Annotated in this window: 12 protein-coding genes; 5 read left to right on the forward strand and 7 right to left on the reverse strand. The window is 69.3% G+C overall.

The features are described from left to right. The first annotated feature begins 59 nt into the window (after positions 1-59). The 3 genes from ACWGLC_RS02640 to ACWGLC_RS02650 are packed head-to-tail and all read left to right on the forward strand — an operon-like array spanning position 60 to position 2,806. On the forward strand, positions 60-1,178 hold the full coding sequence (locus ACWGLC_RS02640; RefSeq protein WP_452098451.1) for an ABC transporter permease: 1,119 nt from the start codon (positions 60-62) through the stop codon (positions 1,176-1,178). After that, entirely contained in the window at positions 1,171-2,085 is a 915-nt protein-coding gene (locus ACWGLC_RS02645) for an ABC transporter permease (protein WP_452098452.1), read from the forward strand. Before ACWGLC_RS02640 ends, ACWGLC_RS02645 begins: the two co-directional genes overlap by 8 nt. Then, on the forward strand, positions 2,069-2,806 hold the full coding sequence (locus tag ACWGLC_RS02650) for a TetR/AcrR family transcriptional regulator (protein ID WP_452098453.1): 738 nt from the start codon (positions 2,069-2,071) through the stop codon (positions 2,804-2,806). The genes ACWGLC_RS02645 and ACWGLC_RS02650 overlap by 17 nt, the downstream gene beginning before the upstream one ends. Here ACWGLC_RS02650 and ACWGLC_RS02655 read toward each other — a convergent pair. Continuing rightward, positions 2,762-3,793: a formylglycine-generating enzyme family protein gene (locus ACWGLC_RS02655; protein WP_452098454.1), complete on the reverse strand. Its 1,032-nt coding sequence runs from the start codon at positions 3,791-3,793 to the stop codon at positions 2,762-2,764. The genes ACWGLC_RS02650 and ACWGLC_RS02655 overlap by 45 nt on opposite strands. Further along, on the reverse strand, positions 3,790-4,389 hold the full coding sequence (locus ACWGLC_RS02660; RefSeq protein WP_452098455.1) for a TetR/AcrR family transcriptional regulator: 600 nt from the start codon (positions 4,387-4,389) through the stop codon (positions 3,790-3,792). The genes ACWGLC_RS02655 and ACWGLC_RS02660 overlap by 4 nt, the downstream gene beginning before the upstream one ends. 84 nt (positions 4,390-4,473) lie before the next feature. On the opposite strand from ACWGLC_RS02660, the gene ACWGLC_RS02665 reads away from it, so the two are divergent. Both ACWGLC_RS02665 and ACWGLC_RS02670 read left to right on the forward strand, forming a co-directional pair. Further along, entirely contained in the window at positions 4,474-5,373 is a 900-nt protein-coding gene (locus tag ACWGLC_RS02665) for a TauD/TfdA dioxygenase family protein (protein WP_452098456.1), read from the forward strand. Next, on the forward strand, positions 5,370-7,733 hold the full coding sequence (locus tag ACWGLC_RS02670; protein ID WP_452098457.1) for an arylsulfatase: 2,364 nt from the start codon (positions 5,370-5,372) through the stop codon (positions 7,731-7,733). Before ACWGLC_RS02665 ends, ACWGLC_RS02670 begins: the two co-directional genes overlap by 4 nt. 67 nt (positions 7,734-7,800) lie before the next feature. Here the strand turns inward: ACWGLC_RS02670 and ACWGLC_RS02675 are convergent, their stop codons facing one another. From ACWGLC_RS02675 to ACWGLC_RS02695, 5 genes are all read right to left on the reverse strand, one after another. Continuing rightward, the gene (locus ACWGLC_RS02675; protein WP_452098458.1) at positions 7,801-8,058 is read right to left on the reverse strand and encodes a hypothetical protein; all 258 of its coding nucleotides are present in this window, start codon (positions 8,056-8,058) and stop codon (positions 7,801-7,803) included. Between the two features lie 31 nt (positions 8,059-8,089). Continuing rightward, positions 8,090-8,935 (reverse strand): aspartate dehydrogenase domain-containing protein, encoded by an 846-nt coding sequence (locus ACWGLC_RS02680; RefSeq protein WP_452098459.1) that lies wholly within the window; start codon positions 8,933-8,935, stop codon positions 8,090-8,092. Between the two features lie 90 nt (positions 8,936-9,025). Next, a complete protein-coding gene (locus tag ACWGLC_RS02685; protein ID WP_452098460.1) occupies positions 9,026-9,835 on the reverse strand; it encodes an SDR family oxidoreductase in 810 nt (269 codons plus the stop codon). 79 nt (positions 9,836-9,914) lie between these two features. Further along, the gene (locus ACWGLC_RS02690; RefSeq protein ID WP_452098461.1) at positions 9,915-11,567 is read right to left on the reverse strand and encodes a class I adenylate-forming enzyme family protein; all 1,653 of its coding nucleotides are present in this window, start codon (positions 11,565-11,567) and stop codon (positions 9,915-9,917) included. After that, positions 11,564-12,535, reverse strand: a complete 972-nt coding sequence (locus tag ACWGLC_RS02695) for a cyclase family protein (RefSeq protein ID WP_452098462.1) — start codon at positions 12,533-12,535, stop codon at positions 11,564-11,566. Before ACWGLC_RS02695 ends, ACWGLC_RS02690 begins: the two co-directional genes overlap by 4 nt. Between the last annotated feature and the right edge of the window lie 168 nt (positions 12,536-12,703).

The following is a 12,703-nucleotide window of genomic DNA, read 5'->3' on the forward strand; positions in this document are numbered from 1 at the left end:
CACGTCAAGAAAATTAAGCGGCCGCCTCATGCGGTGTCTCAAACGGAGGGTCTCCCCACGTGCTCAGGTTCATTGGCGAACGCGCTCTGCACGCGATCGTCGTCGTCATACTCGCCGCGATCGGCGCGTTCTTCCTCATGGAGGCGGTGCCGGGCGACTCGGCGGCGTCAGCCGTCGGCCCCGGCGCGACCGAGGAGCAATACCAGTTGGCGCGAGAGGAGCTCGGTCTCGACGACCCGGTCTCCACCCGCTTCGGCAACTGGGCGGGCGACATCGTGCGAGGCGATCTCGGCAGCTCGCTCATCCCGCCCAACCAGTCGGTGGGCGAGATGATCGGCAACGCGCTGCCCGTCACGATGCAGCTCGCGTTCACCGCGATCATCCTCTCGCTGGCGATCGCCGTGCCGGTCGCGGTCTGGTCCGCCTACCGACGTGGCGGCGTCTTCGACAAGGTCGCCTCGATCGTCGCGTTCGCGTTCATCTCCGTGCCCAGCTTCGTGGCCGGCCTGCTGCTCATCTACCTGTTCGTGTTCAACCACTCGCTCGCGCAGCAGGTCATCCTCGGGGCCGCGGTGGTCATCGGACTGGCCGTGGCTCTGTCACCGATCGGCAAGCGGGGTGGTCGCGGCGCGCCCGGTGTGATGTGGGGACGCGCGCTCATCGGCGGGCTCGTGGTGGGCGGCGTGCTCGCGCTCATCGCGTTGCTGCTTCCTGAGTTTCCCCGCCAGGGGTTCGTGCCCATCGCCGAGGGGCTCGGGGACAATCTCCGCAGCATCGCCCTGCCGGCGCTGACTCTGGCACTCATGGAGGTCGCGATCTTCACCCGTGTCCTGCGCACGGACATGATCTCGACTCTGCAGCAGGACTTCGTGCTCTCCGCCCGGGCGAAGGGCATGCCCACCGGGCACGTCCTGGTCTCCGAGGCGCTGCGCCCGTCGACGGTGTCCATCGTCACTCTCGCGGGCATCAGCCTCGGTCGGCTCATCGGCGGCACCGTGGTGGTCGAGCGCTTGTTCAACCTCCCAGGAATGGGCAGCATGATCGTCGACGCGGTCCAGAACGACAACCTCCCGGTCGTTCTGGGCGGGGTGATCGTGATCGCCATCTTCTATGTCCTCGTCAACACCGCCGTGGACATCACCTACGCACTCATCGACCCGAGGATCCGCCGTGGCTGACATCTCTTCGACCCGCACCGATCTGCCCGTGGACCCTGTCGCCCCCGCGACGCCCGGCAGACGTCGCCGCTCCCTGCCCCGGGTCTCCGGTCTCGGCACCTGGCTCGCACTGGGCTGGACCGTCATCATCATCCTGGGTGCACTGATCGTTGACTTCCTGCCGATCGCCGAGGCTCGCGATCCCTCCCTGGCGCTGACGACCGCCTCGATGCTCCCGCCGGACCTCGGATCCGGGCACCCACTCGGAACGGACTCCCAGGGCCTGGACGTCCTGGGCGGACTGCTCTACGGCGCCCGCGTGTCGCTGGTGGTGGGCATCGGCGGCGTGGTGATCGGCGCCCTGATCGGCGGCGCCCTCGGCCTGGTCGCCGGCTACCGCGGCGGCTGGACCGACCGCGTGGTCTCGATCCTCACCGACACCCTTCTGGCATTCCCCTCCCTGGTTCTGCTCATCGCGATCGTCACCGTGCTCAACCCCACGCTGCCCAACGTCACCCTCGCGCTGGGGATCATGGTGGTGCCGTCCTTCGCGCGCCTCGTGCGGGCCAATGCCATGACCTACGCCAAGCGCGACTTCGTCACCGCCGCGAGGTCCCTCGGTGCGGGCGAGATCCGGATCATGTTGCGGGAGGTCGCGCCGAACATCTTCCCGGCGATCTTCTCCTACAGCTTCATGCTGGTGGCGGTGCTCATCGTCGCCGAGGCGTCGCTGAGCTACCTCGGGCTGAGTATCCCGAGGCCGGAGCCGACCTGGGGCAACATGATCAGCGCGGGCCAGGCGGACTTCCAGCGGTACCCCTACCTCGTGGGTGTCCCGGCCGTCGTCCTGTTTCTCACCGTGCTGAGCTTCAACCAGCTGGGTGAGGCCGCGGGACGGAAGTGGAGTCCCGGTGCAGCCAAGATCTGACGTCGTCGCCGGTGACATGCCGGACGGGGTGGAGCCCGGCGTCCAGGCCGAGAACAGAGACGCCAAGGCGGCCATGATCGAGGTCGCCGAGAAGCTCATCAGCGAGCGGGGACTGGACAACGTCTCGATGCGCGATGTCGCGGCGATGGCGGGGCACCGGAACAATTCCGCCGTCCAGTACCACTTCGGTAGCCGGGACGGGTTGATCACCCAGATCCTGCGCCGGCGGCTCGTGGCCCTGGACGTCGAGCGCAAGCGTCGGCTGGCCGAGGTCGACGAGCAGGGGCTGGGAACCGATCTGACCTCGCTCGTGCACGTGTTGTTCGGCCCGATGGTCGACCTGCTGCGTGCGCAGCCGGAGGCCACCCACTACGCGCGATTCCTCCAGCGGGTCGGGCCCGTCATGGGTCCGGCTGTGCCGGAGGTGAATCTGCGCACCACGACCGACGACGTTGTGGTGCGGCTGATCGACGTGCTGTCTCACCTGCCCCGGCGCACGGCCTTCGAACGCATCGACCTGGCCACGCAGATGTTCACCGGGTCACTGGCGGTGTACGAGGATCGTCGGGACGCGAACAACACGGTGGTCAACTCGGATTTCGACAGCGTGTTGGCGCACCTCTACGACATGGTGGAGGCCGCACTTCGCGCCGGGGTAGGTATTGGCGCGCAGAAGTCAGAGGTCGCGGACGCACCGGAACCCGAGGTTGGCGGAGGCTGAGTCGGCGGTGTTGGACGATCTCGCCGCGACCCGGTAGCGGTAGCAGTAGGAGTCGTGGCAGAGGTACGACCCGCCCCGCATGACCCGCCAGTCACCGACGCCCGGCGCGCGGCCGGGGGCCAGTTCCGAGAGCTCCTCAGGACCGGGTCCGAGGGGGTTGTCGACCCCGGACACGGCGTACCAGCCGGGGTCGAACGTGTCCGCGCACCACTCCCAGACGTTGCCGACCATCTGGTGCAGACCGTAGGCGTTCGGTCGGAACGCCCGGACCGGCGCGGTCGTCAGATACCCGTCGTCCAGGGAGTTGTGCGCGGGGAACCGGCCCTGCCACACGTTCAGGTTCCATCGCCCCCGTGGCGTGAGCTCGTCACCCCAGGGGAACCGGGCGGCCGGCAGCCCGCCCCTCGCCGCGTACTCCCACTCGGCCTCGGTCGGGAGCCGGGCTCCCGCCCACTGACAGTAGGCCGACGCGTCATTCCACGAGACGTGCACCACCGGGTGGTTCTGTAGGTCTGTGATGGAACTCCGCGGCCCGCCCGGGTGCCGCCAGTCCGCACCCCGCACCGCCACCCACCACGGCGTGGTGTCGAGCTGGTGCAGCACGTCGGCGGGGGCGGCGTCCACGGCGAGGTGGAACACCGCCGACACACCGACCTGCTCGGACTCGGTCACGTAACCGGTGTCCTTGCAGAACGTCGCGAACTGCGCGTTGGTCACCGCTGTCTCGTCCATCCGGAACGATCGCAACCGCACCTCGTGCAACGGCAACTCGCCGTCGTCGGGGTAGCCCTCGTCGTGGTGGTCGCCCATCAGGAACGATCCCGCGGGAATCACCTTCTGTCGACGCGGTCGCCCGGCGCCCGCTCCCGGAACCATGGCGCCGGGCCCCGGCGCCGCCCCGGAATCCGGGCTCTTCTCAGGTCGCGTTCGCGCGTCATCCGGACCGAGCGGGCCGGACGGGGCGCAGCACGAGCTCGTCGTCGTCATACTTCTTCTCTCTCCGTCGTGGACTCCGCACCGGATCCTGTCACGACGCGCGCCACCAGGTCCGCCATCCGCGCGTCCACGTCCGCACGCGCGTCCTGCGTGAACCCCAGCACGTCCAGGATCTGCTCGCGCAGCACCGGCCACGCGTAGACGGTGGTCAGGGCCAGTGCCAGGTGGAGGGTGTCGACCGGCGGGGGATCGGTCATGCGCGCCACCGCCTGCGCCGGGCGGGTCGAGGCGTCCAGGACCGGGCGGCCCACCGCGCCCGGGTCGAGAGAGAGCCACACCAGCAGGCGGCTGAAGTCGGGATTGTCGGTGGCGCCCAGCAGCATGGACCGGATGGCCGCCCCGGCGTCGTCGTAACCGTCCAGTCGCGCGGACCCGTGCCGGAGCCCCTGGTCGAGGACCGCCGCGAGCAGGTCGTCCTTGTTTCCGACGTGTCGGTGGATCAGGCCGAGGTTGACCTCGGCGGCGTCGGCGACCTCCCGCAGTGGTGCGCGGGGGCCCCGGGCGGCGAAGATCCTGCGAGCGGTCCCCAGTACGGCGCGTCGCACGGCTTCGCGCCCGGTGGGTCGGTGCGATTTCGGGCTATCCATGGACAGGACTGTAGACGAATGTCTACAGTCTGTGTCATACCCCCTCGCCACACCCTGCGCGAGTCCCGGAAAGGACACACCGTCTTGCAGATCACCATCGGTGAGCACCAGATAGAGTTCGGCCCCAAACGGCTGCGGCTGAGCGCCGACGACGCCGTCCCGGCTCCCTACCAGCACGTGGGGGTCCGGCCGGTCACCCCGTACATCGGGGCCGAGATCTCCGGTGTGGACCTGGCCGACCCCACATCGGCGCAGATCGATGAGCTCAAGCGCGCGCTGCTCGAGCGCAAGGTTCTGTTCTTCCGCGACCAGCAGCACGTGACCGCCCGCCAGCACCGCGACTTCGCCGCGAACTGGGGCGAGCTCGAGGTCCACCCACTGCTCGACCAGGGCGAGCTCCCCGAGGTCGTCCGGTTCGACCGCGGCCAGGACAACCCCGGCATGGAGAACATCTGGCACGTCGACGTCTCGTGGCAGCAGCGCCCGCCGCTCGGGTCGGTCCTGCGTGCCATCGACGTCCCCGAGGCCGGCGGCGACACCCTGTGGTCCGACATGGGCAACGCCTACGACGCCCTGCCCTCCGACATCAAGGAGCGCATCGACGGTCTCACCGCCACCCATGACTTCACGCCGTCGTTCGGGCTCGGCATGACGCCCGAGAAGCTGGCCGCGATGCAGGAGGCCTACCCGCCGCAGCATCACCCCGTGGTGCGCACCCACCCCGAGACCGGGCGCAAGCTGTTGTTCGTCAACAGTCTGTTCACCACGCGGATCGACGGCGTGGATCCCGAGGAGGGCGCGCTCCTGTTGCGGCGCCTGATCGACCAGGTCAAGATGCCCGACTTCCAGGTCCGGTTGCACTGGGCGCCCGGCACCGTCGCGTTCTGGGACAACCGCGCCACCCAGCACTACGCGTGTAGTGACTACTTCCCGAACCGCCGCGTCATGGAGCGGGTCGCGATCGAGGGGGACGTGCCGGCATGAGCGACCTCGACCGGCATGTCCTCCCGGCCCGCCGCCTCGCCGGCCGGATCCCCGCCGAGATGGACCGCCGCCACCAGCAGGACGCCTTCCCCGGAGCCGAGCAGGTCCACGCGCCCGACGGCGCGCCCAACATCCTGCTGGTGATGCTCGATGACGTCGGTTTCGGCACCTCCTCGGCCTTCGGTGGCCCGTGCCGCACGTCCACGATCGAGCGGCTGGCCCGGGACGGCGCCGGCTACACGCGCTTCCACACCACGGCCCTGTGCTCGCCGACCCGCGCGGCCACCCTCACCGGCCGGAACCATCACAGCGTGGGAATGGGTGTGATCTCCGAGATGGCCACCCGCGCCCCCGGCTACACCGGGGTCCGGCCCGACTCGGCCGCCACCGTCGCCCGGGTGCTGCGCGGTAACGGCTACGCCACCGGCGCGTTCGGCAAGATGCACCAGACCCCGCCGTGGGAGACCACGGCCGCCGGGCCGTTCGACCGCTGGCCCACCGAGGAGGGGTTCGACACCTTCTACGGATTCCTCGGCGCCGAGGCCGACCACTTCGTGCCCGTCCTCTACGACGGACGCCGACAGGTCGATCCGCCGCGCACCCCGGAGGAGGGTTACCACCTCACCGAGGACCTGGTGGACCGCGCGATCCAGTGGACCGACGAGCTGGGTTCCGTGGCCCCCGACCAGCCGTGGTTCTGCTACCTGCCGTTCGGCGCCGTCCACGCGCCGCTGCACGTGCCCGAGTCGTACCGGGACCGCTACTCCGGTGAGTTCGACGACGGCTGGGACGCGCTGCGCGAGCGCACACTGGCCCGGCAGAAGGAACTCGGCGTGGTGCCGGAGGACACCGAGCTGGGCCCGTGGGCGCCCGGCCTGCCGCACTGGGACGAGCTGGACCACGACGAGCGCCGTGTGGCCGCCCGCCTCATGGAGCTGTACGCCGGGTTCCTCGAGCACACCGACGACCAGGTGGGGCGGATGATCGACCACCTCGAGGCCACCGGAGAGCTGGAGAACACCCTGGTCCTGTACATGGTGGGGGACAACGGCGCGTCCACCGAGGGCGGGCGCCTGGGCGCGTTCAACTATCTGGCCGGTCTCAACGGGATCGCCTCGACCACCGAGGAGCTCCTGGAGAACTGGGACTCGCTCGGCGGGCCGGAGTCGTACCCGCACTTCCCGTCGTCGTGGGCGTTGGCGCTGAACACCCCGTACCAGTGGGCCAAGCAGGTCGCCTCGCACTACGGCGGCACCCGCAACGGGCTGGTCGCGCACTGGCCGGGGCGGATCACGGAGCCCGGGCGTCTGCGCCACCAGTGGCACCACTGCGTGGACATCACGCCCACCATCCTCGAGGCGGCCGGCCTGCCCATGCCGCACACCGTGGACGGGGTGGCGCAGAAGCCGCTGGAGGGCGTGGGCATGGCGTACACGTTCACCGAGCCCGACGCGCCTGACCGGCACACCACGCAGTACTTCGAGATCTTCGGCAACCGCGGGATCTACGACCACGGCTGGACCGCCGTCACCTCGCAGCGCGCGCCGTGGCTCATGGCCACCGGGGGCGTCGACCTGACCCCGCTGTCCGAGAGCAGGTGGGAGCTGTACGACACGAGCGTCGACTGGTCGCAGTCCCGCGACCTGGCGGCCGAGCATCCGGAGATCCTCGAGCGGCTCAAGGCCAAGTTCATCGCCGAGGCGGCCCGGTATGACGTGCTGCCGCTCGATGATTCCACGGTCGGTCGCCAGGCCGGCGCCGAGAACCGGCCGCCGCACCCCATGGCGGGCCGCTCGTCCATCACGCTGTACCCGCACATGGACGGGCTCAACGAGAAGGCCGCGCCGAAGCTGTTCAACCGGGGTTTCCTGCTGTCGGCGTCACTGGACGTGACCCCCGGGAGCGCCGAGGGCGACCCGTGCGAGGGCGTGCTGATCAGTATGGGCGGCCGCTTCGGCGGGATGGCGCTGTACCTGCTCGAGGGCGTCCCGGTGTTCGAGTACAACTTCTTCGGTCGCGCACGCGGCAAGGCCGAGGGCGCCGCGCCGTTGGCGCCGGGCGCGCACACGGTGGAGTTGGAGTTCGCCTACGACGGCGGGATCGCCGCGGGCGCCGACCTGGTGCTGTTCGTCGACGGCGAGCAGGTGGGTGCCGGGCGCATCGCGGTGACCGCGCCGGCGATGTTCAGTATGAACGAGACGCTGGACGTCGGCCGCAGTCGCGGCAGCGCCGTGAGCCACGCCTACGACGGCGCGTTCCCGGTGCGTGGAGCGGTGCTGCACCACGTGCGCGTGGACCTGCAGAGCGGCACCGAGTTGCCGCGGGCGCGCAGGGAGCGGATCGAGTTGGCCACGCACTGACGGATCCCAACAGAGGGCGGCCCCGCCCGCGTGACAGCGTGGCGGGGCCGCCCGTTGTGTGGTCGGTTCAGAACACCTCGAAGGCGTAAGCGATCAGCCCTATCACCAGTAGTAGGACGACGACGACGACAACCACGATCCACACGTACGCACCCTTTTTGCCGGGCTGAGGAGTCGGACTCTGCTCCATCGTCTCGGATTCGGACACGCGCTCGGTGCGGGCGTGATCCGGGGTCTGCGGTTCGCCGGGCGCGCCGGCGCGGCCGGGCTTCCCGGTCTCCGGGTGCTCGTGGGGGCCGGAGTCTGACGGGCGGGCGTTGCTCATATCGCACCTCTCGATCGACTGGGTGCACACGCTAGGGGCCCATCGACACACCTTCCACCGGACGGCCGAGCACGACCGCGCCCGGGCCGACGCCGTCGTGGATACCGATGAGCAGTTCCGCGACCGACCACGCGGTGATCGCGGAGGTGCGGCCGCCGGAGTCGGGATCGAGGGAGTTCTCGAAACTCATCTCGTAGCTGCCCATCGGGGATTCCCACTCCACGACGTGGCGGGTGCGGGTGACCCGGGGGTCCGCCACTACGATCACCTCGACGAGGTCGAGCCCGAGCGTCGCCAACGCGAGAGCGACGGATGCGTTGGACGTCCGCGGATACTCCAGGGCCGCCTCGCGGGCGCTTCCGCGGAACACCTCGCGGTGCTCGGACAGCCTGCCCTCCACGCCCAGCGCCGCGGGGCTCTTGATGGTGTAGTGGCGCAGGCGGGCGTCGGCGGTGCCGGCCCGGGCGGCGGCAGCCAGTACATCCAGCCCGCCGACGGCGCCGGCGGGTACGAGCACCCGGCCCGCGCGAGCCGCGCCGGGCCCGGTCGAACCACCGATCAGGTCACGGGGATTGCCGTGTCGGGCGAAGACCCCGCACGAGCACACGATGATGTCCTTGCCGGCGGCCGTGACCTGCGGGATGTACTTCTCCGCAGCGGCGACCGTGGTGGCCTCCACCACCACGTCGGCCGCGGCGATCGCCCGGTCGAACTCGGCCTCTGTACTGTCCGACCGCAGCGCGCTGACCAGCTGCGCGTCGGGAACCCGCCCGTTCGCGATCGCCTCGACCACGGCTCCGCCGATCGCGCCGGAACCGATCACGGCCACCTGCAGCGGCCGATCTGATGCGACGGGGGAAGGCGGCGGAGGGGTCATACCCGGCAACCGTACCCAGTCCCCGGTTGCCCGGCCCGGAAAGCCGTCGGCGGCCGCCCGGGTGTGGCAGGGAGGGCCGAGAGGATGGACTCAGCCGGTGCGTGAGTCGAGCTCCGCCTGCATACGGCGCATTCCCCGGAGCCAACGTTCCGGCTGGGTAGCGCGCGTGGCGTAGAACTTCGCGACCTCCGGGTGGGGGAGGATGTAGAACTCCTCGCCGTGCAAGGCGGTGATCACGTCCTCGGCCACCTGTTCCGGGGCGAGCACGTCGTCGCCGAACACCACCTCACCCACCGCGCCCCCGGGGAGCAACGGTGTCTGCACGCCCTGCGGGCACAGGCACTGCACGGTCAGCCCGCGGTCACCGTAGGTCACCGACAGCCATTCGGCGTAGGCGACGGCCGCGTGCTTGGAAACCGAGTACGGTGCGCTGCCCAGCATGGTGAGCAGGCCCGCGGCCGAGGCGGTCACCACCAGCCGTCCCGCGCCCCGTTCGAGCCAGTCCGGCAGCAGCTGGTCGGCGGCGTGGACGTGCGCCATCACGTTGACGGCGAACGAGCGCTCCCACGCGGCCGGGCTTGCGTCGGCCCCCGTCTCGATGCCGGCGTTGGCGAAGTACGCGTCGACGCGGCCCAAGTGCTCGCGGGCCCCGGAGACCAGGGCGGCCACGCCGTCGGCGGAGGCGGCGTCGCCGGGCAGGGCGAGCGCGCCGATCTCGTGTGCGGTGGCCTCGCAGGCGGCCGCGTCGAGGTCGTTGACCACCACCCGCGCCCCCGCTGCGGCCAGCCGCCGGGCAAGGGCCTGACCGATGCCACTGCCGGCGCCGGTGACGACCACACCCGCCCCCTCCAACCAGACGGGATCCGTCATCCGGGGTGAACCGGCAGGGGGATGGCTCATGACTGACTCCTGTGGTGGGAACGCGAACTGTGGTCGTCGCCGGCGTCGGGGCCCGCGCCTGTGAGGCCGCCTCGCCCGGCTAGTTGCGGCGCAGCTCGCGACGGAGCAACTTGCCTGTCGCGGTCTTGGGGATGTCGTCCATGATCTCGACCTCCCGCGGGTACTTGTACGCTGCCATCCTGGCCTTGCAGTGTTCGATCAATTCCTCCGGTGTGGCCGTGGTGCCAGGACGAAGGCTGACGAACGCCTTCACCGTCTCGCCGCGATACTCGTCGGGAACACCCACCACCGCGGCCTCCCGGACGGCCGGATGCTCGTAGAGCACGTCCTCGACCTCACGCGGCCAGACCTTGTAGCCCGAGGCATTGATCTGGTCCTTCTTGCGGTCGACGATGTAGAACCAACCGTCCGCGTCCATGTACCCGACGTCGCCTGTCTTGAGGACGCCGCCCGGAATCCCGTCGGCCGTCGCCTCGGGCTTGTTCCAGTACCCCGCGACCACCTGCGGCCCGGCGGTCACGAGCTCCCCGACCTCACCGGGCGGGACATCCTGACCGGACTCGTCGACGATGCGGACGACGGTGTTGTAGACCGGGACACCGACGGAGGTCGCCCCGGTGGTCTCGTCGACCGGGGCGCGGACCCCGAACGGCACACCATGCGACGGCGAGGTGGTCTCCGTCAGTCCGTAGATGTTGTGGATGTAGTGACCGAACTTGTCCTCGAACGCCCGGATGGTGCTCGGAGGGATGGGCGCGCCGCCGGAGTAGATCTTGGTGAGCGTGGCAAGCGCCTCCGGGCGTACGTCCGGGGCGTTCATCAGCGCGATGAACACGGTGATCGAACCGACCGTGAACGTGGCCTTGTGCTCTTCGATGGTCCGGAGGGTCTCCGTGGGATCCATCCGGCCCATGAGCACGAGCGGGGCGCCGGTGAGCAGCGCTACCGCGATGTGTCCGACCAGACCGGTGATGTGGAACAGCGGGGCCACACCCAACACCACGTCGGACGAGTCGAGGCCGATCCAGTCCCGATAGGTCTGGGCGTTGAACACGACGTTCCGGTGGGTCGTCATGGCGCCCTTGGGCGGGCCGGTCGTCCCCGAGGTGTACGTGAGGAACGCGATCGAGTCGGCGTTCAGGTCGGGGGCGGGCGGGGTCTGGCCCCGGTACTTCTCCAGCATCGTGGCCATGTCGACTGTGTCAGGGCAGTCGATTCTGGTCGCGCCGGCCAGTGGCCCCCGGTTCGCGGACTGGTACTCCAACTCGGACGTGGTGATGACCGTCCGGACGTCGGTCGCATCCACGACCAGCGCTGCCACATCCCGGTAGAGATCCTGCATCGACACCAATACCGTCGCCCCCGAGTCCCGGAGGATCTCGGTGAGTTCGCGCGCCCGGTACATCGGGTTGGCCGAGACGGCGATGCCTCCGGCCTTCCATGTCCCCAACTGGGCGATCACGAACTGCGGGATGTTCTGGGCGTAGATCACCACGCGCTCCCCGGCGTTGAAGCCGGCGTCGAGAATGCCCGCGGCAAAGGCGTCCGACAGCTCGTCGAGCTCCCTGGCGGAGATGGCGTTGTCGTAATACTCGATGAGCGGTCCGTCGCCCACGCGCTGTGCTGTGGCCGCGAACATCTCCAGGGCGGTCTCGAACTCGGTCTCGATCGAATGACGTGACGGGTCCGGGTATCGGTCCAGCCAGATCTTGTCGTCGTAAGCGCTGGTCACCGCAGCACCACTGGGTTCACCGGCGCGCCCGTGCCCTCGACGATGTTGAGCGGGGCGGCGGTGTACAGGAAGTCCCACCGGCCGTCCCCGGCGCAGGCCTCGGCGAGGGCATCCATGTCACAGATCTCGGTGAGCACGATGCCCAGGTTGCGCATGAGTGCGCAGTGGAGGGGGAGCATCACGCCGGACACCGGATCCTTGGTGACCTCGTTGGCGATCGTGTCGGTCACGAGGTTGGGGATCTCCATCTCGTTGAACCAGTCCACGAGTTCAGGCGAGTAGGTGAGGCCGGGCTCCACGAAGTTCTCGTAGAACTCCTCGCCCGTCACCGAGTAGAAGTACGTCATGAAACCAGTGCGGATGAGGAGGATGTCGCGCTTCTCGATGGTCACGCCCTGCGCCTCGGCGGCCTCCAGGAGGTCGGTGTGGCTGAACGTCTCGCCCTTGTCGAGCCACTTCTTGCCGCGGTGGCGGGCCATGTCGATGAGCACTCCACGGCCCGCGACGCCACGCTCGGCGATCGGCTGGACCGAAGCCTTCTTGTTGCCTCCGACAGTGGTCCGCGCATCGTAGCCGTTCCAGATCTGGCCGTCGTACCAGACGTGGCCCAGCGCGTCGTACTGCGTCGAACCCTGCAGGAAGATCTCCGCCTTGTCGTCGGAGTAGTGCAGGCCGCCTGCGAAATCAGGTGCGCCCTCCTTGCCCTCGTCCCACGAGGACTCGTCGAGGACGTTGACGCGCCTGGTGCCCTCCCGGCCCGGGAACACCGGGTCGCCATGAGGATGGCCCATCGGGATCTGCAGCGTGAACACCTGACCGGACTTCACATACTGCACTCCGCGCAGCACCTCGTCGGAGCCGAGGTAGTTGAGAGCGCCGACCTCGTCGTCGTCTCCCCACCTGCCCCAGTTCTTCGGTGAATCCTTCAGGAGCTCGCCCATGCCCGGGGCATCGTGATCGTGGCTCATATCGACTGATCCTCTCGCGTGGATGAAACGACTACTGAACGGTTCGAGCGATCACTCGGTTGGTTCATTGTGATGAGCGTCTCATCGCAAGGGTGGCCCGTCAAGTGTTTGCGGAGGACCGGATCGCACTGGGTGGGTGGTGCGGGTGGGCCCGCGAGGCTGGGGGGT

Source organism: Dietzia sp. NPDC055877 (assembly GCF_053615975.1).